At 69.9% G+C, this 23827-nt stretch carries 22 protein-coding genes; 6 read left to right on the top strand and 16 right to left on the bottom strand.

Going from position 1 to position 23827, the window contains the following annotated elements; translation table 11 throughout:
• Nucleotides 1-23: 23 nt before the first annotated feature.
• From ACYQ7X_RS01955 to ACYQ7X_RS01945, 3 genes are all read right to left on the bottom strand, one after another.
• Nucleotides 24-1340, bottom strand: a complete 1317-nt coding sequence (locus ACYQ7X_RS01955; RefSeq protein WP_459695133.1) for an LLM class flavin-dependent oxidoreductase — start codon at nt 1338-1340, stop codon at nt 24-26.
• Between the two features lie 76 nt (nt 1341-1416).
• The gene (locus ACYQ7X_RS01950) at nt 1417-3696 is read right to left on the bottom strand and encodes an NADP-dependent malic enzyme (RefSeq protein ID WP_459695132.1); all 2280 of its coding nucleotides are present in this window, start codon (nt 3694-3696) and stop codon (nt 1417-1419) included.
• Nucleotides 3697-3811: 115 nt separating this feature from the next.
• The gene (locus ACYQ7X_RS01945; protein WP_459695131.1) at nt 3812-5044 is read right to left on the bottom strand and encodes a YbfB/YjiJ family MFS transporter; all 1233 of its coding nucleotides are present in this window, start codon (nt 5042-5044) and stop codon (nt 3812-3814) included.
• 105 nt (nt 5045-5149) lie between these two features.
• On the opposite strand from ACYQ7X_RS01945, the gene ACYQ7X_RS01940 reads away from it, so the two are divergent.
• Nucleotides 5150-6040 carry a LysR family transcriptional regulator gene (locus tag ACYQ7X_RS01940; protein ID WP_459695130.1) on the top strand — a complete coding sequence of 297 codons (891 nt, stop codon included), beginning with the start codon at nt 5150-5152 and terminating at the stop codon, nt 6038-6040.
• Here the strand turns inward: ACYQ7X_RS01940 and ACYQ7X_RS01935 are convergent.
• From ACYQ7X_RS01935 to ACYQ7X_RS01920, 4 genes are all read right to left on the bottom strand, one after another.
• On the bottom strand, nt 6020-6496 hold the full coding sequence (locus ACYQ7X_RS01935; RefSeq protein ID WP_459695129.1) for a nuclear transport factor 2 family protein: 477 nt from the start codon (nt 6494-6496) through the stop codon (nt 6020-6022). The genes ACYQ7X_RS01940 and ACYQ7X_RS01935 overlap by 21 nt on opposite strands.
• A gap of 2 nt (nt 6497-6498) precedes the next feature.
• A complete protein-coding gene (locus ACYQ7X_RS01930; protein WP_459695128.1) occupies nt 6499-6720 on the bottom strand; it encodes a tautomerase family protein in 222 nt (73 codons plus the stop codon).
• A 64-nt stretch (nt 6721-6784) separates the two neighbouring features.
• The gene (locus ACYQ7X_RS01925; protein WP_459695127.1) at nt 6785-7180 is read right to left on the bottom strand and encodes a (R)-mandelonitrile lyase; all 396 of its coding nucleotides are present in this window, start codon (nt 7178-7180) and stop codon (nt 6785-6787) included.
• Nucleotides 7181-7268: 88 nt separating this feature from the next.
• Nucleotides 7269-7727 carry a surface-adhesin E family protein gene (locus ACYQ7X_RS01920; protein WP_459695126.1) on the bottom strand — a complete coding sequence of 153 codons (459 nt, stop codon included), beginning with the start codon at nt 7725-7727 and terminating at the stop codon, nt 7269-7271.
• A gap of 231 nt (nt 7728-7958) precedes the next feature.
• Here ACYQ7X_RS01920 and ACYQ7X_RS01915 point away from each other — a divergent pair, with 231 nt between their 5' ends.
• The 3 genes from ACYQ7X_RS01915 (at nt 7959) to ACYQ7X_RS01905 (ending at nt 12047) form a co-directional block, all read left to right on the top strand.
• On the top strand, nt 7959-8708 hold the full coding sequence (locus tag ACYQ7X_RS01915) for a hypothetical protein (RefSeq protein ID WP_459695125.1): 750 nt from the start codon (nt 7959-7961) through the stop codon (nt 8706-8708).
• A gap of 161 nt (nt 8709-8869) precedes the next feature.
• The gene (murJ, locus tag ACYQ7X_RS01910) at nt 8870-10420 is read left to right on the top strand and encodes a murein biosynthesis integral membrane protein MurJ (protein WP_459695124.1); all 1551 of its coding nucleotides are present in this window, start codon (nt 8870-8872) and stop codon (nt 10418-10420) included.
• 211 nt (nt 10421-10631) lie between these two features.
• A complete protein-coding gene (locus tag ACYQ7X_RS01905) occupies nt 10632-12047 on the top strand; it encodes an extracellular catalytic domain type 1 short-chain-length polyhydroxyalkanoate depolymerase (RefSeq protein ID WP_459695123.1) in 1416 nt (471 codons plus the stop codon).
• Here ACYQ7X_RS01905 and ACYQ7X_RS01900 read toward each other — a convergent pair.
• On the bottom strand, nt 11948-13516 hold the full coding sequence (locus ACYQ7X_RS01900) for a sensor domain-containing diguanylate cyclase (protein WP_459695122.1): 1569 nt from the start codon (nt 13514-13516) through the stop codon (nt 11948-11950). The genes ACYQ7X_RS01905 and ACYQ7X_RS01900 overlap by 100 nt on opposite strands.
• Nucleotides 13516-14019, bottom strand: coding sequence for a hypothetical protein (locus tag ACYQ7X_RS01895; RefSeq protein ID WP_459695121.1), 504 nt, complete (start codon nt 14017-14019; stop codon nt 13516-13518). Before ACYQ7X_RS01895 ends, ACYQ7X_RS01900 begins: the two co-directional genes overlap by 1 nt.
• Nucleotides 14020-14333: 314 nt before the next feature.
• Between ACYQ7X_RS01895 and ACYQ7X_RS01890 the strand changes: the two genes are divergently transcribed.
• Both ACYQ7X_RS01890 and ACYQ7X_RS01885 read left to right on the top strand, forming a co-directional pair.
• Entirely contained in the window at nt 14334-15164 is an 831-nt protein-coding gene (locus ACYQ7X_RS01890) for a hypothetical protein (protein ID WP_459695120.1), read from the top strand.
• Nucleotides 15165-15188: 24 nt separating this feature from the next.
• Nucleotides 15189-16916 (top strand): HAD family hydrolase, encoded by a 1728-nt coding sequence (locus tag ACYQ7X_RS01885; RefSeq protein WP_459695119.1) that lies wholly within the window; start codon nt 15189-15191, stop codon nt 16914-16916.
• A 15-nt stretch (nt 16917-16931) separates the two neighbouring features.
• On the opposite strand, the gene ACYQ7X_RS01880 is transcribed toward ACYQ7X_RS01885, so the two are convergent.
• The 7 genes from ACYQ7X_RS01880 to scpB all read right to left on the bottom strand — a co-directional run bounded on the left by ACYQ7X_RS01880 (nt 16932) and on the right by scpB (nt 23697).
• Nucleotides 16932-17396, bottom strand: coding sequence for a CBS domain-containing protein (locus ACYQ7X_RS01880; protein WP_459695118.1), 465 nt, complete (start codon nt 17394-17396; stop codon nt 16932-16934).
• A gap of 71 nt (nt 17397-17467) precedes the next feature.
• Nucleotides 17468-19063: a bifunctional aminoglycoside phosphotransferase/ATP-binding protein gene (locus ACYQ7X_RS01875; RefSeq protein ID WP_459695117.1), complete on the bottom strand. Its 1596-nt coding sequence runs from the start codon at nt 19061-19063 to the stop codon at nt 17468-17470.
• A gap of 69 nt (nt 19064-19132) precedes the next feature.
• Nucleotides 19133-20131, bottom strand: a complete 999-nt coding sequence (locus tag ACYQ7X_RS01870; protein ID WP_459695116.1) for an SDR family oxidoreductase — start codon at nt 20129-20131, stop codon at nt 19133-19135.
• Between the two features lie 145 nt (nt 20132-20276).
• Nucleotides 20277-21551: a serine--tRNA ligase gene (serS, locus tag ACYQ7X_RS01865; RefSeq protein ID WP_459695115.1), complete on the bottom strand. Its 1275-nt coding sequence runs from the start codon at nt 21549-21551 to the stop codon at nt 20277-20279.
• Nucleotides 21552-21611: 60 nt separating this feature from the next.
• Nucleotides 21612-22361 carry a twin-arginine translocase subunit TatC gene (tatC, locus tag ACYQ7X_RS01860; protein WP_459695209.1) on the bottom strand — a complete coding sequence of 250 codons (750 nt, stop codon included), beginning with the start codon at nt 22359-22361 and terminating at the stop codon, nt 21612-21614.
• An 86-nt stretch (nt 22362-22447) separates the two neighbouring features.
• Entirely contained in the window at nt 22448-22960 is a 513-nt protein-coding gene (locus tag ACYQ7X_RS01855) for a Sec-independent protein translocase family protein (RefSeq protein WP_459695114.1), read from the bottom strand.
• Between the two features lie 59 nt (nt 22961-23019).
• On the bottom strand, nt 23020-23697 hold the full coding sequence (scpB, locus tag ACYQ7X_RS01850) for an SMC-Scp complex subunit ScpB (RefSeq protein ID WP_459695113.1): 678 nt from the start codon (nt 23695-23697) through the stop codon (nt 23020-23022).
• Nucleotides 23698-23827 lie beyond the last annotated feature (130 nt).

The following is a 23827-nucleotide window of genomic DNA, read 5'->3' as shown; positions in this document are numbered from 1 at the left end:
CCCGCGCCGCCGCCGCTCCCGCGTCAGAAGAAGCGGTTGGCGGGTCGCGCGAGACCGAGATGATCGCGCAAGGTCGTGCCCTCGTACCGCTCGCGGAAGATGCCTCGCCGTTGCAGTTCCGGCACCACGAGGTCCACGAAATCGTCGAGCCCCTCGGGCACGGTGTGGAACATGATGTTGAAGCCGTCCGAGGCTTGCGTCTCCAGCCATGCCTGCATCTGATCGGCGATCGTCTGGGCCGTGCCCACCATCTGCAAGCCGCCATAACCGCCGACGAGCTGCGCCAACTGGCGCACGGTGAGGTTGTCGCGCCGGGCAAGCTCCACCAGGGCTGCGCGGCTGCTCTGCCCGGCATTGGTCTCGGGGATTTCGGGCAACGGCGCATCGAGATCGAAGCCGCTGGCATCGACGCCGAGCCGCATGGAGAGGTTGGGCAGCCCGCTTTCGGGGTGGACGAGGCTATCGAGCAGGCGGCGCTTCTCCTCCGCCTCCGCCATCGTGCGGCCGGCGATGACGAGCGCGCCGGGCAGGATCTTGAGGCTTGCGGGATCGCGCCCCGCCGCCGCCATCCGCGCCTTCACATCCGCGTAGAACCGCTGACCCTCCGCCATGCTGCGGGAGGAGCCGAAGATGACCTCCGCCGTCTCGGCCGCCAGCTGCCGCCCGGCGTCCGAGGCACCGGCCTGCACGATGACCGGCCAACCCTGCGGCGGCCGCGCGATGTTCAGCGGGCCTCGCACGGAGAGATGTTCGCCCTTGTGGTTCAGCACATGCATCTTTGCGGGGTCGAAGAAGATGCCGCTCTCCTTATCCCTCAACCAGGCATCATCCGCCCAGGAATCCCATAGTCCCGTCACCACATCGTAGAATTCGCGCGCCCGCAGATAGCGCGCGTCATGCTCCATCATGTCGTCCCGCCCGAAATTGAGCGCGGCATCCGGGTTCGCCGTCGTCACGATGTTCCACCCCGCGCGGCCGCCGCTGATATGGTCGAGCGAGGCAAAGCGGCGGGCGATATGATAGGGCTCGTCGAAGGTGGTGGAGGCGGTGGCGACGAGGCCGATCCGCTCCGTCACCATGGCGAGCGCCGAGAGCAGGGTGAAGGGCTCGAAGGAGGTCGCCGTCGCGCTCCGCTTCAGCGCCGCCATGCTCATGTTCAAGACCGCGAGATGGTCGGCCATGAAGAAGGCGTCGAAGCAGCCGCGCTCCAACGTCTGGATGAAGCGGACGAGATGCTTCAGGTTGAAGTTCCCATCGGCGTAGGCCGAAGGGTAGCGCCACCAGGCGGTATGGATGCCGACGGGGCGCATGAAGGCGCCGAGGTGAAGCTGCTTTGCCATGAGGGGATCTCCACAATCCCGCCGAGCTTCACCCGCAGCCTGCCCTCCGCGCAAGCCGGGCGCGGAGGGATAACATTTATTCCATCGAGGCGGCAGCGGCGAGGCAGGCGAAGATCACGAGGTCCGACACCTTGGCATCCATCGGCACCACCTGCACCGGCCGGGCGAGGCCGGTCAGTACCGGGCCGATGACCCGCGCCTCGCCCAGCCGGGCAACCATCTGGGTGGCGATCTGCGCCGCATCCAGCCCCGGCATGACGAGGACATTGGCGTTGTCGGTGAGCCGCGCGAAGGGATAGCGGGCGCGGAGGTTGGGGTCGAGCGCCACTTCCGCTGTCATCTCCCCCTCATATTCGAAATCCGCGCCCTCCGCGTCGAGGAGCCGCACCGCCTCCGCCATGCGGAGCCCCGCCCCCTCCTGCGGCTGGCCGAAGGTCGAGGAGGCGCAGAAGGCGATGCGCGGCGCCTGCCCCAGCGCCCGCATGCGGTGCGCCGCGGCGCGCGCGATCATGGCCAGCTCCACCGCCGAGGGCTTCATGTTGATGAGCGTATCGGCGACCAGCAACGTCTGATGCGGCGAGACGACCATCGAGAGGCCGAAGGGGATGCGCCCGGGCCGTGGGTCGATCGCGAGGCGGATGGCGTCCAACGCCTGCGCCGGCGCGCGGGTCAGCCCCGTCACCATGCCGTCGGCATCGCCGAGGGCGACCGCGCAGGCGGCGAAGACGTTGCGATCCTGGTTGACCATGCGCTGCACGTCGCGCAGCAGATAGCCGCGGCGCTGCAGGCGGCCATAGAGAAATTCCGAGTAGCGCTCGTTCTTCTTGTGATCCTCGATCGCGGCGAGCCGGGCGTTGCGGATCTCCACCCCCTCGACGGGCAGTTCCAGCCGCGCGAAGGCCGCCCGCACGCGCTCCTCATTGCCGATCAGCAGCGGCGTGCCGAAGCCCTCCTTATGATACTGGGCGGCGGCGCGCACCATCGTCTCGTTCTCACCCTCGGCGAAGACGATGCGCTTCGGCTGGCCGCGCACGCCTTCGGTGATGAGATCGAGGATATTGACCGCCGTATCGAGCCGCGCGGCGAGCGCCCGGCGATAGAGCTTGACCTCCGGCAGCGGCCGCCGCGCGACGCCGCTCGCGACCGCCGCCTGCGCGACCGCGAGCGGCACGCGGGTGATGAGCCGCGGATCGAAGGCATTGGGGATGATATATTCGGGGCCGAAGCGCAATTGGCGGGCCGCCGCGCGATGCACCTCGTCCGGCACGTCCTCGCGCGCGAGTTCGGCGAGCGCGTGCGCGGCTGCCGCCTTCATCGCCTCGTTGATGGTGCGCGCCCGCACATCCAGCGCACCGCGGAAGATATAGGGAAAGCCGAGAACATTGTTGACCTGGTTCGGATAGTCCGACCGGCCGGTGGCGATGATCGCATCCGGCGAGGCAGCGCGCGCCTCCTCGGGCGTAATCTCGGGGTCCGGATTGGCGAGCGCCAGGATGATCGGGCGCGGCGCCATGCTCCGCACCATCTCCTGGCTCAGCGCGCCTTTTGCGGAAAGGCCGAGGAAGACATCGGCACCCCGCACCGCCTCTTCCAGCGTGCGCAGATCGGTCTCCACCGCATGGGCGGATTTCCACTGGTTGAGATCGCTCCGCCCGCGATGGATGACGCCCTTGGTATCGCAGGCGAGGATATTCTCCCGCCGCATGCCGAGCGTCAGCAGAAGGTCGATGCAGGCGATGCCGGCCGCCCCCGCACCGTTGACGACGAGACGGACATCCCCCAGATCCCGCTTGGTGAGATGGCAGGCGTTGATCAGCGCCGCCGCGGCCACGATCGCGGTGCCGTGCTGGTCGTCATGAAAGACCGGAATGTCCATCGCCTCGCGCAGACGGCTTTCGATCACGAAGCATTCCGGCGCCTTAATATCTTCGAGGTTGATGCCACCGAAGGAAGCGCCGAGCAGCCGCACGCAGGCGACGAATTCCTCCACGTCTTCAGTGGACACCTCAAGATCGATGCCATCGACATCGGCGAAGCGCTTGAAGAGCGCGACCTTGCCCTCCATCACCGGCTTCGATGCCAGCGCGCCGATATTGCCCAGGCCCAGCACGGCGGTGCCGTTGGAGATGACGGCGACCATGTTGCCGCGCGTCGTATAGGTATAGGCAAGCTCCGGCTCTTCCGCGATCTTGAGGCAAGGGGCGGCGACGCCGGGGGAATAGGCAAGGCTGAGATCCCGCGCGGTCGCAAGGGATTTGGAGATCCGCGTTTCGAGCTTGCCGGGCCGGGCGCTCGCATGCAGTTCGAGCGCGCTTTTCGCGAGTTGCGCCTGGGCCGCCGTCGGCTGGTCCGCCATGTCCGTTCCATCCCATCTTCTGCCGGTGGCGCGCTGCGGCGCCTTACGGAGAGAAGGTTAACCCGTGCTTTCGCGGCAAGGCTAGGCAGATCGGCGGGAAACGCCGCGCCGAAGATCAGCGATGCGCGGGCGGCGCGGCTGCCTCGGCCGCAACCGGCCGCTGCACGGCAATATCGATGACGAGGGCTGCCAGCATCGCGCCGGCACCGATGAGGAAGAGCAGGCCGTAATCCCCGTCCGTCCGCGCGAAGAGGAAGGAGAAGCCATAGGCCGCCGCCGCCTGTAGCAGCGCGAAGCTGACGGTCGCTTGGGCCCAGGCCTGCCGCTGCCGCAGGGCGTGCCCGGGTAGCAATTCGTGAATGCGGCCGAGGGTGAGGGAGACCGTGCCGGTCACGAAAGCGCCGACGATGAGGCTGGACGGGATGAGCGCCCAAGGGTGGGTGCTCACGCGCGGCAGCAGGATCGCGCCGATTTCGATGACGAAGGCGCCGCGCATGGCGATGCGGAAGCCGATCCGGTCCCCGATATGGCCGACGAGGATGGGGCCCGCCATGGCGCCGATCCCGAACAGCACCCAATAGGCCGCACCCGCCGCTTCGCCACGGCCGAGGCCCCGCGCGACGAAGTCCACCAGGAAGAGCATATGCGGCACCCAGCCGACCGCGTTCAGCGCGTATTCGGCATAGAGCGCGCGGAGGCGCAGGCCCGGATGCGCGGCGTGATGCGCCTGATGCGGCAGCGTCGTCCGCGCTTCCTCCGGCCAGCCGCCCCAGGCGAGCAGCGTGAGCAGAAGGGAGAGCCCGCCAAGGCCCAGCCAGGCGGCGCGCAAGCCCTCGCCCAGCAGCAGCGGCACGAGGCTGCCCGAGAGGACGACGCCCAAGCCCACCCCCATGAAGATGAGCCCGGCGATGAGGCCCCGCCGTGCGGGCGGCACATGCGGCAGCACGGCGGGCGCGGCGAGCACGATCAGCGCCCCGCCGGCAAGCCCGGAAAGGAAGCGCCAGGCGAAGAACCAGGCGAAGCTGATCGGCACCGCGCTCGCGAAGAAGCAGAGCGTCGCCGCCGCCATCATCGTCTGCAGCACCCGCGGCCCGCCGAACCGCCCGGCAAGCCAACGCGCCAGGAGCGCGCCCACCACATAGCCCGCGAGATTGGCGGCCCCCAGATAGGCAGCGGCGGCGGGCGGGAACCAATGCGCCTCGATGATCGCCGGCAGGATCGGCGTATAGGCGAAACGCGACAGCCCGATGCCGATGACGGCGGCGGCGAAGGCCGCGAAGACGGCGCGGGCGAGCGCCCCTCGGCCGAGCGTCTGATGGCTGTGCGAGAGCGTCGATCCATGCGCCATACCAAGGTCTCCTCGCCGCCTCCATGCGCCCTTTGGCAATCTCCAAAAACTGAATTATCCTGATATGGCTATCTGACCGAGTGATACCCCACAGAGAGAGGCGTCATGGACATCGCCGACCTCAAGTTTGTCGAAGCCGTCGCCCGGCTCGGCAGCATGAACCGCGCGGCGGCCGAGCTGCACACCGTGCAATCCAACGTCACGGCCCGCATCCGCGCACTGGAGGAGGAGCTGGGGGTCAGCCTCTTCCGCCGCCACGCGCGGGGGGTGACGCCGACGGAAGCCACCGAGCGCTTGCTGCCCTTCGCGCCCCGCCTCGCCAAGCTGATGGCCGATGCCCGCGCCGCCGCGGTGGATGACGGCGAGCCCGCGGGGCTTTTGCAGATCGGCAGCCTGGAGACGACGGCGGCGCTCCGGCTCTCCCCCCTCCTCAGCCGCTTCACCCGGCGCTACCCGGCCGTGCGGCTGGTGCTGACGACGGGGACGACGGCGCAGCTGCTCGATAGCGTGGTCGCGGGCCAGGTGGATGGCGCCTTCGTCGCGGGGCCCGTGGCGCACCCCGACCTCGTGCAGGAGACGGTATTTCGCGAGGAGCTGGTGCTCGTCACCGAAGCCGGGATCGGCCGGATCGAGCAGCTTGCGGAGAAGCCCGATCTCGCCATCATCGTCTTCCAGCTCGGCTGCAGCTATCGCCAGCGGCTGGAAGCAATGCTCGCCGCCCGTGGCATCCTGCGGGCCAAGCCGCTGGCCTTTGGCTCGCTCGAAACCATCCTGAGCTGTGTGGCCGCCGGCGTCGGCGTCACCCTCCTGCCCCGCGCCCTCGTCTCTCGCATGGCGGCAGCCGGAGAGGTCGCGATGCACCGCCTGCCGCCCGAGGATGCCGCGGCCGAGACGCTTTTTATCCGCAGGCGAGACGGCTATGCGGCGAGTGCGATGACCGCCTTTCTCGCGCTGGCCCGCGAGGCAAGCGCGCCGCTACAGGCCGAGGTCGCTTAAAGACGGGTGTTCATCCGGCCGGCGGCCGAGCGGCCAGTGGAACAGCCGATCCTCGGGCCGGATCGGCAGATCGTTGATGCTGGCGATCCGCCGGCGCATCAGCCCGGCCTCGTCGAACTCCCAATTCTCATTGCCGTAGGAGCGGAACCAGGAGCCGCTATCGTCCCGCCATTCATAGGCGAAGCGGACGGCGATGCGGTTCTCGCAAAAAGCCCAGACCTCCTTGATGAGCCGATAGTCCAGCTCGCGCGCCCATTTGCGGGTGAGGAAAGCCTCGATCGCCGGGCGCCCGGTGAGGAACTCGGCGCGGTTCCGCCACACGCTATCGGGTGTGTAGGCGAGCGCCACGCGGGCCGGGTCTCGGCTGTTCCAGGCGTCTTCGGCAAGCCGCGCCTTGGCGGCGGCATCCTCCAGCCGCTCGAAAGGCGGCAGCGGCGGGCGCGCGGTCTCCGCCATCCTCAGTACCCCGGCTTCTTGTAGATGGTATCGAGCTTGGCCGTGATCTCGGGCTCATAGACGGTGGGCTTCCAGTCCTCCGCCGTCACCTCTTCGACGCCGACCGAGACGAGATGCTCGCCGATCCCGAGCTTGTCGGCGATCGCGGCCGATACGGCATCTGCCATCGCCTGCTTCTGCGCCTCGCTGCGGCCGGGTGTGAGCTTGATGACGGCGTGCGGCATGGATTTTCCCCCGATGAGCGAAGGATGATCGGACGCCGCGGGCACGGAAGCAAGAGGCGCCTGGTTAGCCGCCGTACTCCGCGTCGGACACCTGTTCCAGCCAATCGACGGGGCTGCCGTCCTGCTTTTCCTGGATGGCGATATGGCTCATGCCGGTCGTCGCCGTCGCGCCATGCCAGTGCTTCTCGCCGGGCGCGAACCACACCACGTCACCCGGCCGGATCTCCTCGCGCGGCCCGCCTTCCCGCTGCGCCCAGCCACAGCCTTGCGTCACGATCAGCGTCTGCCCGAGGGGATGGGTGTGCCAGGCGGTCCGCGCCCCGGGCTCGAAGGTAACATGGGCGGCCGCGACGCGCGCCGGCTCCGGCGGGCTTGCCAGGGGGTCGATCCGCACCGCACCGGTGAAATACGCGGCCGGTCCGAGGCCCGAGGGTGTGCTGCCCGCGCGCTTGATCTCCATGGCGAAACCTCCCTGTTGCGGCTCTCTCTGCGCGGTACGAGAGGTTAGGCGCCGAAGAGGTGCGGCGGAAGTCCTCGCCGCGCGCGGCTCAGGGCGCGGAGGCGAGCACCGCCGGCTGCGGCGCTTGCGAACAGGCGAGGCGGAAGCCGCCCGCGGCGGCCGGCACCTGCCGCCAGCCGCCTTCGTCATAGCTGAGATCGACCAGCCGGCCCGTCGCCATCGCGCCCGCATACATCTCGGCATAGACCGCCCGACTTTCGCGCGCCGCGCAATTATACTCGACCTGCGTCTTCATCGAGCGATAGGTCTTGCCGCCTACCGCGCGGGCATCGGCAAAGTTCTGCAGATGCCAGATGACCGCGTAGGAATCCTTGCGCAGGATGGGCTGCGCCGCCACGTAGCCGGCCCCCGCCTGCCCGGTATGGACCTGCACCCAGGCCTCCGGCCCCGATGCCGCGCCTAGGGATGTCGTTCCCTGGGCGTAGGCCGCAGCGGCACAGATCCCCGAAAAGACCGTGGCGAAGAATGCGCCTTGCGCGAATTTCATAGCAGCCTCCACTAAGCGAGCGAGTTAGGCCCGATATAAAGGGCAACTTGCCGCCCGCCAGAGTTTCGCCCCATGTCTCGCAGCCTTGTGACAGGCGGGGCAGCGGGAGCGACGAGCGAGGCGCGGCGCGGCGCCGCCCTTCGGGGCCGCTCGATTGCGCGGCCGCGCTGCCTATGTCAGCGACAGCGCTGGGAAGCGCCCCGCAAGACCCCCTGCCAGGAGAGCCTGCGTTTGACCGAAGACGATCCGCTTTACGACGACGATGTCGCCCACTTCGCTGGCGACGAGGATGGCGGGGACGGCGATGCCGACCCCTGGTCCGACCGCATCGGCACGGATGACGAGCTCGACCAGCTCTGGTCCCGCCTGCTTGCCGCGCTAGGGGATGCGCCGCCGGCCGATCTCGCGCCCCGCATCGCGGCCCATTTCGCGACCCTCGGCGCCCGCTCCCGCCGCACCACGGAGGGGCTCATCCTCGCCCTCACCGCCGCCACCGCCGCCGAGACGGGCGGCGCCTGGGAGGATTGGCGCGTCATCCTGCACCGGCACTTCGTGCGTGACGAGCGGATGGACGTTCAGGTCGCCGCGGCGATCCTCGCGGAATGGCAGAAGGAGAGCATCCCGCCGGACTGGCACAGAGACCCCGATGGGGTGACGGGCCGGGTGCTGCGCTCCTATGGGCGGGATATCGAGGCGGCACTCGCCGCGCTGGAAACGGCGGAGGAGGCGGCCGAAGCCGCGTCCGACCTCGCCCAATATGCGAGCGAGGTGTTCGACTTCGCCTCGGCCCTGTCGCCGGAAGCGCAACAGGCGCTGCGCGACAGCCCCGAGGCAGGCAAGCTGCTCGCCGATCTGCGCGCCCGCATCGCCGCGGCCGAGCCTGCCCAGCCGCGCCCCATCGCCGCCGCTCTCGCCCGCGCCGCGGGGCTTCTGGAGGTGACGGCCCGCGCGCTTGAGCTTCAGGGCCCGGTGGTGCATTAGAACGCGGCGTGGCCGGATGGGCTGATCCGATCCGGCCGCGTGGCGATTGCTGCCGACACGACTACCCCGGAGCGGTGATCGCGCGCCCCCGAGGCGGGAGCCGCCCTCGCCCGGTGTGGGCCGGGCGGCGGCCCGCCCTTCCCGCTTAGCGAAAGACCGTCATGGCCCTCCTCCGCCGGGTCGCCACCGTCGGCGGCTATACCATGATCAGCCGCATCCTCGGCTTCGTGCGCGAGATCCTGACCGCCTCGGCGCTCGGCGCCGGCGCGATGAGCGATGCCTTCTTCGTCGCCCTCCGCCTGCCCAACCTCTTCCGCACCCTCTTCGCCGAAGGCGCCTTCTCCGCCGCCTTCGTGCCGCTGTTTTCCGGCATGGTCGCCAAAGACGGGCAGGAGCGTGCCATGCGCTTCGCCCAGGATACCTTCTCCGGCCTGCTTCTGGCCCTCACCCTCTTCGTCATCCTCGGCGAAATCTTCACCCCCGCCATCCTGCACGTGGTCGCCCCCGGCTTCGATAGCGACCCCGCGCATTTCCGGCTGACGGTCGAGCTTACCCGCATCACCTTCCCCTATCTCGCCTTCATCTCGCTCGCCTCCTTCCAGGGCGGGCTGCTGAACGCGACCGATCGTTTCGCAGCGACCGCGGCGACCTCCATCCTGCTCAACGTTTTTCTCATCCTCGCGCTGCTGCACCGGCCGGTGATGGGGCAGACGCTGGCCGCCGCCGTCACCCTCTCCGGCATCGCGCAATGCCTCTGGCTCGCCTGGTGCTGCCGGCGGGCGGGCTTGCGCCTCGGCTGGCCGCGCCTGCATGTCTCGCCCGAACTCCGGCGGCTGATGCGGATCATGCTGCCGGGCGTGTTCGGCGCCGGGGCGACGCAGCTCAACCTCCTCGTCTCCACCGCCATCGCCTCCCTCGCCCCCACGGGCTCCGTCTCCTACCTCTCCTATGCCGACCGGCTGAACCAATTGCCGCTCGGCGTCGTCGGCATCGCGGTCGCGACCGCGATCCTGCCGACGCTCTCGCGCCACATCCGCCGGGGTGAGGAAAGTGCCGCGCGGCATACGCAGAATCGCGGCCTCGAACTCGCGCTGCTGCTGACGCTGCCGGCGGCGGTCGCCCTCATGCTGGAAAGCCACCCGATCCTGCATGTGCTCTTCGAACGCGGGAAATTCGGGCCGCATCAGGTGGCGGAAGTCGCGCCGACCTTGACGGCCTATGCGCTCGGCCTGCCCGCCTTCGTGCTCATCAAGGTGGTGGTCACGGATTTTCTCGCCCGGTCGGACACGCTGACCCCGGTGAAGGTCGCGGCCAGCGCCATGGCGCTCAATATCGTGCTGACCATCACGCTCGGCCTCTATTCCGGCCTCGCCCATGTCGGCATCGCGCTCGCCACCTCGATTGCGGGCTGGGTGAATGCGCTGGCGCTGATGGCGCTCTCCTCGCGCCGGGGGCAATTCTCCCTCGATGCCCGTTGCCGCCGCAGCCTGCCGCGCATCCTGCTCGCAGCCATCGGGATGGGCGGGGAATTGCTGCTTGTCCACCCTCTCCTGCATGGCGCGCTCGATGCGCCGCATCTCGGGCTAAGGCTGGCGGCGCTTGCCGCCCTCGTCGGCAGCGGCATGGTGACCTTCGGCATCCTCGCCCTGCTCTTCGGCGTCGCCCATCCGCGCGAACTCAAACGCATGCTGGCGCGACGCAGCAGGGCTTAGGCCGTCGATCGAGGATTTGCCCCGCCCACCGGCCGGCTGAAGCCGCCGGCGGCGGCGCGGCGGTGGATCACCGGCTCTTGACCCGATGCCGGGCAGGGCTGCCTCCCGCCGGGAGGCTTGCGCATTATTGTGCAGCGCACCATGTTCGTTGTAGCGAATAGGAAACTCCGCTTCCCCTTCGCTCAGCATGATCGCAGAGGTCTCTCCGAAGATGACGACGCCTTTCAGCCCGGAAGGGTTTTTCGACCAGTGGTTGCGCTTTTTCCCGCAAGGCGAGGCGGGACCGGGCGCGGGGAGGCCGGCGGCAGGCGACGAGGTTTCGCACTCCCCGCTTCGCAGCATTGCGGATTTCGGGCCCAATCCGGGCAATCTCCGCCTGCGCGCCTACCTGCCGGAGAGCCTCGGCGCGGGGGCGCCGCTCGTCGTGGTGCTGCATGGCTGCCGGCAGGGCGCGGCCGAATACCTCGAGGGCTCCGGCTGGGGGGAGCTTGCCGCGCGGCACGGCTTCGCCCTGGCTCTGCCGGAGCAGCAGCCGATGAACAACCCCAACCTATGCTTCAACTGGTTCGAGCCCACCGACATCGCGCGGGGCACAGGAGAGGTCGCCTCGATCGCCGCGATGATCCGCTTTCTCGTCGGCCGCCACGGGCTCGACCCGGCGCGGGTCTATATCACCGGTCTCTCGGCCGGTGGCGCGATGGCGGGTGCCATGCTCGCGACCTATCCGGAACTCTTTGCCGGCGCCGCGATCATCGCCGGCCTGCCCTTCGGGGCCGCGGCCTCCGCGCATGAGGCCTTCGGCGTCATGGGCCAGGGCCGCATCCGCCCGGCCGAGGAACTGGCCGAGCGGGTGCGCCTGGCCTCCGCCCATGCCGGCCCCTGGCCGCCGGTCTCCCTCTGGCAGGGCGAGGCGGACCATGTGGTCAATCCCGTCAACGCCCAGGAACTCGCCAAGCAATGGACGGCGGTGATGGGCCTCTCCGAGGAAAGCCCGGAGCAGGACGAGATCGCGGGGGCGACGCGCGTCACCTGGCGGGACGCCACGGGCAAGGCGCGCCTCACCCTCTACAGTATTCCGGCGCTTGGCCATGCGGCGCCGATCACGCCTGAGGCGGCGGAGCCGGCGGCGCGCATCGGCGATCCGGCCGCCAGCCGCTTCATCCTGCCGGGGCCGATCTCTTCCACCTGGCAGATCGCCGAGGATTGGGGATTGACGGGAGCACCGGCCGCGCCGGGCGCCGCCGCTGGCGGCCAGGCGCGGGCCGCAACGCGCCCGCAGCCGCGGCCGGCCCCCGCCCCTGCCCTGCCGCTGTTGCAAAAACTGCTGCCAACGAGCGAGCGGATCGAGGCGCTGGCACGCGAGGTCGCCTGCGAGGTGGCCGGAGAGGGCACACCGCTCGGTCGGCTGCTGCGCGCCGGCGGCATCACCCCGCCGGGGAGGCCCGTGGGCGCCCCACCGGCCGGCCCCTCCCCAACCCAATCGCCCGGCCGTGGCCTCGCCAGAGATAGGCGTCGCCCGCCTCTCGCCTATGGCAGCGTGCCGCCCGCCACCGCCTCGCTCCCGCGCCCCAGTTCCCCCGGTCCAGGCGGGGCGGTCCCGTCCATCGCCAGGCCGGCATCGAGGTAATAGGCCTTCTTCGCCTCGTACATCGCGCGATCGGCCTGCCGGATGACCGGTTCCAGCCGGGCGCCGTGATGGGCGGTGGCGCGCCCCATCGCCGCGACGATCGGCGTGCCGTAATACTGGTTGTTGATCACCAGCAGTTCGGTGAGATGGTCGATCATCGCGGCCGCGCCCACCTCATCCACATCCGGCATGATGATGGCGAATTCATCCCCGCCAATGCGGCAGGCATATTGCCCGCCCACCGTCGCCTTCCCCAGCACCTCGCCCAGCCGCCGCAGCAGCGCATCCCCCGCCTGATGGCCAAGCTCATCATTGACAGCCTTGAGGCCGTTGAGGTCGATCATGATGACGGAAATCGGGTAGCGGCCGCGCCGCTCCAGCCGGTTGATCTCGCTCGCGTAGAAGGAGCGGTTGTAGAGCTTGGTCAGCTCATCGTGCTTGCCGAGGAATTCCAGATAGGCTTCGGCCTTCTTGCGGGCGGTGATATCCGTGAGCGCGATCAGAACGCGCGACCAGCTGCCCTCATGGCCGGGCATCACGGTCGATTGCAGATGCAGATGCAACTCCTCCCCGATCAGCGAGTAGTTCAGCACCTCCCGCTGCTGCTGCACCTTGCCGTCCCAGAATTCGAGCAGCTGCTCCTTGAAGGGCACCACCATCTTGTCGCGGAAGATCTCGGCGGTGCGGGCGAGAAGGGTCTTCATATCCGGCGCGCGGAACAGGCGCAGGGTGTAATCATTGACCTCCAGCACATGGATCTCACGCATGCAGCGCAGCACGAAATCCTCATGCACGTCGAGGAAGGTGCGGAAATCGGTGATGCCGCATCCGCGCACCTCCTCCAGCATGCGGCGGATGGTGGAGAAATCCTCGACCCAGAGGGAGACCGGCGAGAATTCGAAGAGCGCGCGGGCATAGCGCTCGCTCGTCGCCAGGCTGGCGAGCGCCGTCTCGCGCGCCGTCACATCCTGCACGGAGACCAGCACGCGCCCCATATCGCCCTCGAAGCCGGGCAGGACATGGCCCGTCACCTCGACATCGAGGCGCCGGCCGCCGAGCGTGTAGTTCACCGTGCGGCTCTGAAACCGCGTCTTGCCTTCCCAGAGCTGGGCGAGTTCCAGCGCGTGGCTGGCGAGCGATTCCTCGCCGAAGACCCGGTCGAGATTGCCGACGATATCCGCGAGCGTGCGTGCCTCGTAGAGTTCGAGCGTGCGGCGGTTCACCTTGAGAACCCGCAGGCAGGCCGCGCAGGCGGAGACCCGCGCCGGATCGGGCGCGAAATATTCAGCGAGCGAGCTGATGCCGGCGGCGCGCAACTCCGCGAAATGCCGATGCAGGGCGGAATAGTCCTCGAGCCAGAGCGAGACCGGGGCGAGATCGAAAGCCTGGGCCTCCAGCTCGGCGTCGGAGAGGCCGCCGGCATGGTGCAGCACGGCCGCCGCCCCGCCCTCGCGCAGTTCGCCATCCATCAGGAAACGGCTCCGATGCACGCGGATTGCAGCGCCCCCCAGGCCGCCCGCGGCAGCGGCTGCAGCGCGAAGCCGGTGCAGCCGGGGCCGAGCACCCGGCCCGCGAGGCCGCCGCCCGCGATCTCCTGGCCGACGAGCGCGACGCTCACGTAATTCGGCGGCTGCAGCCGCCAGGCGCCGGGCAGCAGGGTGAAGCGGCCGGCAGCGTCGATCCGGCCCTTGAGTTCGAAGCAACCCTGCGGCACATCCGGATTCTGCTTCACCGCGTGGAAATCGAAAAGCCCATGGGCGGAGCCATCCGGCTCCGTCGTCAGCAGAAGCCGCAAGCCGGTGGGGCCCTGCGCGCAATCATAGGCGCCGGACCAGGCGCGCGTTACAGGCGCGGCGGCGGCCGCGGAGACCGGGTTCAGAGCGGGCGAGGCGAGAAGGGCAGCGAGCAGGAAGGCGAGCCGAGCACGGCGCGCGCGAAGCTTCAGCCGAAGAAGGCTTGTCGGACCAGGCATATCATTCCTCACAGACGGCGCGCTTCCTGCGCTCTATGGGCGCCCCGCCGCCAGGGCCGTGGGGCGCCGCCCGCCCACGCTCGGGCACTTCTTTTAGGAGCAGACGATGCCGCCGTTGCAAGCATTTAGAGAGTGCGCGCCGCAGGTTTGATCGGGGCGCCGGGCTTTCCGCCCGGCCTGGCGCCCCTGCCACGCCGCCTCATATTGATCGCGATCAATGCACGGGGCGGGCGAGCCGCGCATTGATCGCGCGCATGGCGGCGAAGCCAATCCTGCGCCATCCGCACGGCGCCTGCCTGCCCAGGAGAGATGCCATGGCCCTTGTCACCCTGCTCGTGAACCTCACCCCTGGCGGGGACAATCGCCCCCTGCTGGCCGCCGCTGCCGGCCTCGCAGCCCGCTTCGGCGCCCATGTCGAAGGGATCGCCCTCTATCAGCCGCCCCCGATGACGACCGGACCGATCTTCCTCGCAGCCGAAGGATTGGCCGCCGACCGCGCCGAGCGCGGGGCTGACCTCGCCGCGGCCGAAGCTGCTTTCCGCAGCGCGCTGCGCGGCCAGGCGGCAAGCCTCGGCTGGTTCGCCGGGCTGACGGAGGCGCCGCTCGCCGCCGCCGTCGCGGCCTGTACCCGCGTGGCCGATCTCGTCCTCGTCGCCGCCGACCCGCCGCACAGCCTCGGCCGGGTACCGAGCGGTCTCTCGCTCGGCGATCTCGTCACCGAAGCCGGGCGCCCGGTGCTCATCGTGCCGGCGGACGGCGCGCCACTGACGCTCGATCACGCGCTGATCGGCTGGAAGGACGGCAGGGCCGCCCGCCGCGCGCTCGCCGATAGCCTGCCGCTTCTGCGCAAATGTCGCCGCATCACGCTCTGCGAAATCGCCCCCGCCGCGGATCTGGCGGCAGCCGGGGAGCGGCTCGCCGCCGTCGCCGCCTGGCTCGCTCGCCACAAGATCCAGGCCGAGAGGCGGCCGCTCGCAGCGATCGGGGAGGACGGGCCGCAGCTGCTGGCAACCGCCCGCACCGAGCAGGCGGATCTCGTCATCGCCGGGGCCTATGCGCATGACCGCCTGCGGGAATGGATCTTCGGCGGGGTCACGCGCAGCCTGCTCGGCCAGCACGAGCGCTGCGTGCTGCTGTCTCATTAAGCGGGTAGCGGGCGCCACCGGCCGATGTATTTCCTCGCCCTCGCGACCGATTTCGATGGCACCCTGGCGCATGACGGGGCGATCGACCCGGCCGCCCTCTCAGCGCTTGCCCGCTTTCGCAAGGCCGGAGGCCGCGTCCTCCTCGTCACCGGGCGGGAACTGGCCGATCTCGGCCACGTGGTGCCCGATCTCGCCGCCTTCGATACGATCGTAGCCGAGAACGGGGCGGTTCTCTACGATCCCGCAACCGGGGAGGAGCGGCCGCTCGCACCGCCGCCGCCGGCCCATCTGGTGGCCGAGCTGCGCCATCGCGGGGTGCGCCCGCTTGCCGTCGGCCGTGCCATCATCGCCACCTGGGAACCGCATGAGGCGACCTGCCTTGCGGTGATCCGCGAACTCGGCCTCGACATGCAGATCGCCTTCAACAAGGGCGCGGTGATGATCCTGCCAAGCGGGATCTCGAAATCTTCGGGCCTCGCTCAGGCCCTCGCCGCGCACGGGGTCTCGGCCAAGAACGTGGTGGGCGTGGGCGATGCCGAGAACGATCACTCCTTCCTGGCCCAATGCGGCCTTTCCGCCGCTGTCGCCAACGCGACGCCGGCGCTGAAAGCCAGCGTCGATCTCGTCCTCGCCGGGCGGAACGGCGCCGGGGTGGTGGAGCTGATCGACCGGATCATGGGCGAGGATGCGCGCCTCGCGCCGCTCGCGCATCATGGTCTGCTCCTTGGCCATGACAGCGCCGGCGGGCCCGACTATCTCAGCCCCTCTGACGGGCCGGCACTCATCCTCGGCCCCTCGCGCTGCGGCAAATCAACCCTCGCGACCAGCCTGACCGAGCGCATGGCCGAGCAGGGCCTCAGCTTCTGCGTGCTCGATCCCGAAGGGGATTACGTGGGGCTGCGCCATGCGCTGACGCTCGGCGGCAGCGCCACCCCGCCGCATCTGGCCGACGGGCTCGCCATGCTGCGTGAAGGTGGCACCAGCCTCGTCATCAACGCCCAGGCGCTGACGCTGGACGGGCGGCGGCGCAGCTTCGCGCAGTTGCTGGCCGAGGCGACCCAACTGCGCGAGCGGAGCGGCCGGCCCCACTGGCTCGTTATCGACGAGGCGCATGAGGTGATCCCACCGGGCCAGAGCGGGCCCGCGCCGGCGCTGCCGAAAGGGGCGCCCGGGCTCATCTTCATCTCGCTCGAAGCCGCCATGCTGGCGCCTGCCGTCCTGCGCGCGGCGGGGACGATCCTGGCCCTCGGCCCCCGCCCGCGGGAGATCCTGGCCGAGGTCAGCGCGCTATCCGGCCATCCCCTGCCCGCCGCTGTCCCGGCCGCCGAGCATGGCGCCATGCTCTGCTGGCGGATCGGCGATGAGGGCTCCGTCCGGGTCTTGCGCCCGATCCCACCCCACCAGCCGCACCATCGCCATATCGGCAAATACGCGGCGGGCGATCTCGGCCCCTGGCACAGCTTCTATTTTCGCGGGCCGGAGCAGCGCATCAACCAGCCGGCGCGTAACCTCTACGCCTTCATCGACCTCGCCGGCCGGGTAAGCGCCGAGATCTGGCTGCATCATCTGCGGGCGGGCGACTATGCCGCCTGGTTCCGCGACGTGATCCGCGACGAGGGGCTGGCGCAGGAAGCGGAGGCGATCGCGGCGGTGAGCGGAAGCGATGCGGAGGAAAGCCGCCGCCGGATCAGCCGCGCCATCTGGCGGCGCTATGCGGCCCCTTGCGGCGGCAGCCTGGGCGGCGGGCCGTGAGGCCGCCGCCGGCGCTCAGAGCCCGTGACCGCCGGCCAGGCTGCGGATGATATCGGCGCGGCTGACGATGCCCACGATCTTGCCCTGGCGCAGGATCGGCACCCGCTTGATCTGATGCTTCACCATGAGCTCGGCGATATCGGCGACCGCGGTGCCCTCCTCGGCGCTGATCACCGGGCTGCTCATCAGATCGCGCGCACGGCGGCCGTCCGCCGCCAGGTAATCCTCGAACTCCGGCGCGAGGGAATGCCCTTCGGCCAGCATTTCCAGCCACCAGGCGCGCTTGAGCATCCGCTCGGTGGTGAAGGGGCGCAGGATATCGCCCTCGCTCACCATGCCGAGCACCTCGCCCCCAGGCCCGCAGACCGGCACCGCGCTGATCCCACGATCGAGCATGCGCCGGGCGATGAGCCGCACCGGATCGTCCGGCCCGGCAGTAACGACATCGCGCGTCATGATCGCTGCTGCTTCTGCCGCCATGGCAACCTCCCCCTCTTTATGCGGACGAGAGCCTAGCGCCCGGGCAGGGCAGCGCATTGATCTTTCGCAAGTCAGACGCCGGATGCGCGGCCCGCGCCGGCGCCGACCGCTGCCAGGGCGATCGCCCGGAGATGGACGAAATCGCCACCGCTTTCCAGCCGCTGCCAATGGATCGGCCCGGTATCCCGCGCCGCCTGGGCGATGACCACCGCTTCCGTCGCATCCGAGGCATCACCCATCCGGGCGGCGACCCGGGCGGCGAGCACGCCGGGCGGCGCTTCCAGCCACAGGCCGGTGAAAGGAACCCCCTCCGCGGCCGCGAGCGCGGCGGCGGCGGCGCGCTCCGCTTCCGCCAGATGCGTCGCGTCGAGAATGACGCTTTGCCTGGCGCGCAAGCCAGCCCGGGCGCGCGCGGCCATACGGCGATAGACCTCGGCCGAGACCGCCGGCGCATAGGCCGCCGCCTCCAGCCGCGTCTGCTCCGGCACGCCGAAATAATCCTTCCGGATCACGTCGCTGCGGAGATGCAGCGCGCCGGGGGCACGGCCCAGCACCGGGGCGAGCGCCGCGGCGAGGCGCGTCTTGCCGGTGCCGGACAGCCCGCCGATCGCGACGAGGCGCGGCGGCGCAGGGGCCAGGAAGCGCTCAGCCAAGGAGAGGTAGCGGGCGGCGCGCGTGCCGGGCACGCCCGCCGCATCGGGGGGCGCGAGCCGGGCGAGCGCGGCCAGCACCTTGGCACGGATGGCGGCGCGCAATGCGAGGAACAGCGGCAGCGCGGCGAGGCCCGGGATCATCGCTTCCGGCTCCTCCGCGCCCGCGAGATAGCGGTTGAACAGGCGGTTGGCATCGGCCTCGTAGCCCCGTTCCCACAGATCCATGAGCAGGAAGGCGAGGTCGTAGAGGAGATCGCAGGTCGCGATCCGGTCATCGAACTCGATCGCGTCGAACAATACCGGCGCGCCCTCGATCAGCACGATATTGCCGAGGTGCAGATCGCCATGGCAGCGGCGGAGGAACCCCGCCGCCGCCCGGCCGAGCAGCAGCGGCTCCACCTCCTCGAAAGCGGCGCCGAGGGAAGCTGCCACGGCGCGGACCTCGCCGCCGGGCAGAATGGCGCCCGCGGCCCGCAGATCGGCCAGGGTATCTGCGAGGATGACGCGCATGTGCAGCGCCATGCCGAGATCGTCGCAGCGCGGCGCGCGGGCATGGGCGGCGAGGATGACGGCCGCCAGGGCATCCGATAGCGCCGGCCCGAGCGGCGCGCCGGCAGCCAGCCGGTCGAGTGTCGCGCCGTCGTCGAACCGGCGGAGATGCACCGCCCATTCCACCACCTTGCCCGTGCCGCCAAGCGAGAGCCGGCCATCCGCCGCCTCGCACACCGGGACGACGCCGAGGTAGAGCGCGGGCGCATTGCCGGCATTGATGGCGATTTCTGCCCGGCAGGCAGCCTCCCGCCGGTCAAGCGTCGAGAAATCGAGAAAGGGATAGGTGACGGCGCGCTTGACCTTGTAGGCGTCTGGCCCGGCGAGAAAGACGACGGCGGCATGGGTATCGATCCGGCGGACAGGCTCCTTCAGCCCGTGCGTCTCGGCATCGCCGAGCCAGGCAAAGACCCGCGCCTGCAACGCCGCCGCGTTATCCTCCGCCGCCTTGCCTCTGGCCGCCATCGCCGCCTCCCACGCCCCGCGTGCCGGGGAGAGTTGAGCACCGATGAGGCGCGGCAGCCTTGCGCCAGGTCAAGCCCCGCGGCGGCGGAAGCCCCAGCCGCTGACCGCGACCGCGAGGAGCACGCCCGCGGCGCAGAGGGCGAAGCTGCGATGCCGGTCGGTAAAGGTTTCCAGGCTGAAATTCCGCGCCTCGTCGCCGAAGCTGCCATGCGCGGCGAAACGGCCCGGCACCGGCGCGAAGAGATTGCCCTGGGGGTCGCGTGTCACCGGCTCCTGGCGCATCTGGCCCTGATAGGCGGTCTTGGCCAAATACCAGTCGAGCAGGCCGGGGGCGATGCGGTTGCCGAGGATCGCCTTGATCGTCGAAGTGCCGACCCAGACTTCCCGCCGGCTATGGGTCGCGGCGAAGTAGATCGCGCGTGCCGGCACCTCGGGCTGATAGACGGGCGCCACCGGCCGCGCCTTCCGCCCGGTCTTGTTCGCCGCCCAGTCGAATTGCGGAGTGTTGACGGCGGGCAGATCCACGACGGTCAGTTCCACTGCCAGCTTATCGTGGATGATCTCCGAGCGCAGACTGTCCATGAAGCCGCGGATGGCCGCCTTGGCGCCGCAATAGACCGCCTGCAAGGGCACTGACCGATAGGCGAGCGCGGAGCCGACATTGACGATCTTGCCGCGGTTGCGCCTGCGCATCCGGGCCAGCGCCGCCATCGTGCCATAGACCTGGCCGAGATAAGTGACGGCGGTGCCCCGCAGAATCTCCTCGGGCTCCAGCTCCGCCACCGGCGCAAAGACGGTCGCCATGGCGACATTCACCCAGGTGTCGATCGGGCCGAGCTCCGCCTCCGCCCGGTCGGCCGCCGCCTCCACGGCGCGGGCATCGGCGACATCGGTGGGCAGCGCCAGAGCCCGCACGCCGTAGCGGCTGCGAAGTTCCTGAGCGGCCGCTTCCAGCCGCTCCGGCTCACGCGCGATGAGGCCGACATCATAGCCGTGCCGGGCGAATTCCCGGGCCGTCGCGCGGCCGACGCCGGCGCTCGCCCCCGTGATGACGACGATCTTTCCCATTCGCTCTCCCCTCCCGATCCAGCCTCAACGCCGTTGATCTGCGCTTGAGGTGGGCGAGGCCGGGGAAGGAGCCACTCACAAGGCCGCGACGGCGCGCCGAGGGTGCCCCCGGCAGGCTCAGCCCGCCAGGCTCAGGCTGGCAGGTTTAGGCCGGCGCGATGCGCTCACGCCCGCCCATGTAGGGCCGCAGCGCTTCGGGCAGCAGGATCGAGCCATCCGCCTGCTGGCCGTTTTCCATCACCGCGATAAGCGCGCGGCCGACGGCCACACCCGAGCCGTTGAGCGTGTGGAGGAAGCCCGCGACCTTGCCATCCTCGCCGCGCAGCCGCGCATTCATCCGCCGCGCCTGGAAGGCTCGGGTGTTGGAGCAGGAGCTGATCTCCCGCCAAGCCCCCTGCCCCGGCAGCCAGACTTCAAGATCATAGGTCTTGGCGGCGCCGAAGCCGGTATCGCCGGCGCAGAGCACGATCCGCCGATAGGGCAGGCCGAGCCGCTCCAGCACCGTCTCGGCCGAGCGTGTCATGCGCTCATGCTCGGCGTCGCTCTCCTCGGGGCGGGTGATGGAGACCATCTCCACTTTCCGGAACTGATGCTGGCGGAGCATGCCGCGCGTATCCCGCCCGGCCGATCCCGCCTCGCTGCGATAGCAATCGGTGAGCGCCGTGAGGCGCCAGGGCAGCGCGGCGGCGGGCACGATCTCACCCGCCGCCATATTGGTGAGCGGCACTTCCGCCGTCGGGATCAGCCAGCGCCCATCCGTCGTGCGGAACAGGTCTTCGGCGAATTTCGGCAGCTGCCCGGTGCCATAGACGGTGGCATCATTCACGAGGCTCGGCACCACCATCTCCTCATAGCCATGCTCGGTGGTGTGCAGGTCGATCATGAACTGGCCGAGCGCGCGTTCGAGCCGCGCCAGCGCGCCGCGCAGCACGGTGAAACGGGCCCCGGCGAGCTTGGCGGCGGAGGCGAAATCCATCAGCCCCAGCGCCTCGCCCAGTTCGAAATGCTGGCGCGGCGTGAAGGGGAATTCCGGCACCTCGCCCCAATGCTTGAGGACGACATTGGCACTCTCGTCCGCGCCTTCCGGCACGTCCGGGTCGAGGATATTGGGGAGACTTTCGAGCCAGCCCTTGGTCTCGGCTTCCGCCGCATCGGCCCGCGCCTGGAGGCCCTCCATCGCGCTGCGCAGCGCGACCGCCTCCGCCTCCAGCGCCGCGGTATCCTCACCGGCGCGCTTGGCCTGGCCGATGGCACGAGCTCGCTCGTTGCGCTCTGCCTGCCGCTCCTGCAATTCGGCGAGCGCCGTGCGGCGGGTGGCATCGAGCGCGAGGATCTGCTCCGCCTGGGGGGCGATGCCGCGGCGGGCGAGCGCCGCGTCGAAAGCCTCCGGCTCGGCGCGGATGGCGCGAATATCATGCATGGGTCAGGCTTTCCGTCTCAAATCGGTCCGGCATCGGTTCGGCGCGCGGGGCTCGGCGCGCTATTCCTCGTCGAGCTTCGGCTGCACCAGTCGCACGCAGAAGACCGAGATCTCGTAAAGCAGGATCAGCGGCACGGCGAGGCCGGTCTGCGTCAGCACATCCGGCGGCGTCAGCACAGCGGCGATGACGAAGCAGCCGACATAGGCGTAGCGGCGATAGCGCTTGAGGGTCTTGGCGCGCACGAGCCCGACCTTGCCCATCAGCGTCAGCGCCACGGGCAGTTCGAAGGCGATGCCGAAAGCCAGCACCAGCTTCATGACAAGGCCAAGATATTCCGAGACGCGCGCCATCAGCTGGATCTGCATGCCATCCGGGGCCGGGTGGCTCACCGGCGTCTGGAAGCTCAGGAAGAAGCCGAAGGCGATGGGGAAGATGAAGTAGTAGGCGAGCGCGGCACCCGCCAGGAACAGCACCGGGGTGGCGAGGATAAAGGGCAGCAGCGCCCGCTTCTCGCTCCGGTAGAGGCCCGGAGCGATGAACAGCCAGACCTGGGAGGAGATCAGCGGGAAGGAGACGAAGAAGGCCGCGTAGGCGGCAACCTTGATGTAGGTGAAAAAGGCTTCGTAGAGCTGGGTGTAGATCAGCCGCGGCTCCTGCCCGCGCGCCTTCAGCACTTCCACCAGCGGGTGGGCGATGAAGGAATAGATGCGGAAGGAGAAGTGGTAGCAGATCAGGAAGGCGATGATGAAGCCAACGCCCGACCACAGCAGGCGGCGGCGCAGTTCCGACAGATGCTCCAAGAGGGGCATCGGCTTGTCGTCGATCACATCGTTGTCGTCGCGCGCCACGTCCGGCTCTGCCTCGGTCTTTGTCTGTGTTTCGCGGTCCGCCGCCGTCAGCGGCGGATGCCTGGCGGGATGAAGGCTGGCCGCCCGCCCGTCAAGCTCAGCTGCGGCGGAATGAAGACCGGGCGCCACCCGCCCCCGGACCCGCCGCCTGCCAAGGGCTCCAGATCGTCGGGGCGGTCAATCGTATATTCCGGGAAGGCGCCGATTTCATGCGTCTCGACCGCCCCGGCCTCGGCGAGCGAGGTGCCGGCCGGCCGCTGCTCGGCCATCGGATCCTCGAAGGCGGAGCGGATGGTGCGGTCCGGGTCGATGATCCGGCCGAGCTGCTCGCGCACGTTCAGCCCGCCGCGCAGCTCGTTGATGCTGTCCCGCACCTCGTGGAGATTGGCCTCGCGGACGACATCATCCATCTGGCTCTGGAACTCGCCCGCCATCTTGCGGGCTTTCTTGAGCATGGAGGTGATGGAGCGGATCGCCACCGGCATGTCTTTCGGGCCGATGAAGATCAGCGCCGCCGCCGCGATGACGGCGACATGCGCCCAGGACAGGAAATCGAACATATCGCCTCAATGCTCCCTGACGGACAGCTAGCAGGGAATGGCGGCCGGGGAAACCGCCCTCAGCCGCCGGGGGCTTCGCCCGGCGCCGGCCCGGGGGGCGGCGGCGCTCCGCCGCTGCCATCCGCCTCGCGCGCCGGCGACATGGTCTCGCTCGTCGCCGCACCGTCGGGCGCCTCGGCCGCTGCCTCCCCCTCCGGCGCGCGCGCCACGCCCGGGGAGACCTGCGCCTCGTTGATGAGATCCTCGCGCCGCGGCAGGTCGGACAGCGCCTTGAGGCCGAATCGCGCCAGGAAGGTCGGCGTCGTGCCCCAGAGCGTCGGCCGCCCGGGGCTGTCCTTCCGGCCGCAGGGGGCGATCAGCTCGGCTTCCAGCAGCGCGTCGAGCGTGTTCTGCGAAAGGGCAGTGCCGCGCACCTCCTCGATCTCGCCCCGCGTTACCGGCTGGCGATAGGCGATGATGGCGAGCGTCTCCATCGCCACGCGCGGCAGGCGGCGCGGCACCTCGATCACCCGGGTGAGGCGGGGGGCGAGATCGGGCGCTGTGCGGAATTGCAGCCCGCCGGCGACCTCCGCCACCTCCACCCCGCGCCCGGCATAGCGCGCGCGCAAGCCCGCCAGCACGGCCTCGACCGCGACATCCTCGGGCAGCAGGGCTTCGAGGCTGCGCAGCGGCACCGGGGTCGCGGAGGCGAAGATCAGCGCCTCGGCGAGGCGCAGGGTTTCGTCTGGCACGCTCATGCTCGTCGTCCGTCCTGGCGCCAGGCCGGCCGCGGAAGGCAGGCGGCCCGGCGAAAGGGGCTTGCTAGCCCATCGGCCGCGGCGGGCGCCAGCCCCGCCGATGCGGCAAATGCGCCCGCGCACCCGCGCC

It is taken from the genome of Acidisoma sp. C75 (assembly GCF_054665095.1).
The sequence above is the reverse complement of the archived record's forward strand: the minus strand, read 5'-3'. Positions and strand labels throughout refer to the sequence as shown.

What these genes read in the sequence shown, in the direction of transcription:
- ACYQ7X_RS01955 (WP_459695133.1), bottom strand. Translation starts at nt 1,340, where the DNA reads ATGGCAAAGCAGCTTCACCTCGGCGCCTTCATGCGCCCCGTCGGCATC.
- ACYQ7X_RS01950 (WP_459695132.1), bottom strand. Translation starts at nt 3,696, where the DNA reads ATGGCGGACCAGCCGACGGCGGCCCAGGCGCAACTCGCGAAAAGCGCG.
- ACYQ7X_RS01945 (WP_459695131.1), bottom strand. Translation starts at nt 5,044, where the DNA reads ATGGCGCATGGATCGACGCTCTCGCACAGCCATCAGACGCTCGGCCGA.
- ACYQ7X_RS01940 (WP_459695130.1), top strand. Translation starts at nt 5,150, where the DNA reads ATGGACATCGCCGACCTCAAGTTTGTCGAAGCCGTCGCCCGGCTCGGC.
- ACYQ7X_RS01935 (WP_459695129.1), bottom strand. Translation starts at nt 6,496, where the DNA reads ATGGCGGAGACCGCGCGCCCGCCGCTGCCGCCTTTCGAGCGGCTGGAG.
- ACYQ7X_RS01930 (WP_459695128.1), bottom strand. Translation starts at nt 6,720, where the DNA reads ATGCCGCACGCCGTCATCAAGCTCACACCCGGCCGCAGCGAGGCGCAG.
- ACYQ7X_RS01925 (WP_459695127.1), bottom strand. Translation starts at nt 7,180, where the DNA reads ATGGAGATCAAGCGCGCGGGCAGCACACCCTCGGGCCTCGGACCGGCC.
- ACYQ7X_RS01920 (WP_459695126.1), bottom strand. Translation starts at nt 7,727, where the DNA reads ATGAAATTCGCGCAAGGCGCATTCTTCGCCACGGTCTTTTCGGGGATC.
- murJ (WP_459695124.1), top strand. Translation starts at nt 8,870, where the DNA reads ATGGCCCTCCTCCGCCGGGTCGCCACCGTCGGCGGCTATACCATGATC.
- ACYQ7X_RS01905 (WP_459695123.1), top strand. Translation starts at nt 10,632, where the DNA reads ATGACGACGCCTTTCAGCCCGGAAGGGTTTTTCGACCAGTGGTTGCGC.
- ACYQ7X_RS01900 (WP_459695122.1), bottom strand. Translation starts at nt 13,516, where the DNA reads ATGGATGGCGAACTGCGCGAGGGCGGGGCGGCGGCCGTGCTGCACCAT.
- ACYQ7X_RS01895 (WP_459695121.1), bottom strand. Translation starts at nt 14,019, where the DNA reads ATGCCTGGTCCGACAAGCCTTCTTCGGCTGAAGCTTCGCGCGCGCCGT.
- ACYQ7X_RS01890 (WP_459695120.1), top strand. Translation starts at nt 14,334, where the DNA reads ATGGCCCTTGTCACCCTGCTCGTGAACCTCACCCCTGGCGGGGACAAT.
- ACYQ7X_RS01885 (WP_459695119.1), top strand. Translation starts at nt 15,189, where the DNA reads ATGTATTTCCTCGCCCTCGCGACCGATTTCGATGGCACCCTGGCGCAT.
- ACYQ7X_RS01880 (WP_459695118.1), bottom strand. Translation starts at nt 17,396, where the DNA reads ATGGCGGCAGAAGCAGCAGCGATCATGACGCGCGATGTCGTTACTGCC.
- ACYQ7X_RS01875 (WP_459695117.1), bottom strand. Translation starts at nt 19,063, where the DNA reads ATGGCGGCCAGAGGCAAGGCGGCGGAGGATAACGCGGCGGCGTTGCAG.
- ACYQ7X_RS01870 (WP_459695116.1), bottom strand. Translation starts at nt 20,131, where the DNA reads ATGGGAAAGATCGTCGTCATCACGGGGGCGAGCGCCGGCGTCGGCCGC.
- serS (WP_459695115.1), bottom strand. Translation starts at nt 21,551, where the DNA reads ATGCATGATATTCGCGCCATCCGCGCCGAGCCGGAGGCTTTCGACGCG.
- tatC (WP_459695209.1), bottom strand. Translation starts at nt 22,361, where the DNA reads ATGCCCCTCTTGGAGCATCTGTCGGAACTGCGCCGCCGCCTGCTGTGG.
- ACYQ7X_RS01855 (WP_459695114.1), bottom strand. Translation starts at nt 22,960, where the DNA reads ATGTTCGATTTCCTGTCCTGGGCGCATGTCGCCGTCATCGCGGCGGCG.
- scpB (WP_459695113.1), bottom strand. Translation starts at nt 23,697, where the DNA reads ATGAGCGTGCCAGACGAAACCCTGCGCCTCGCCGAGGCGCTGATCTTC.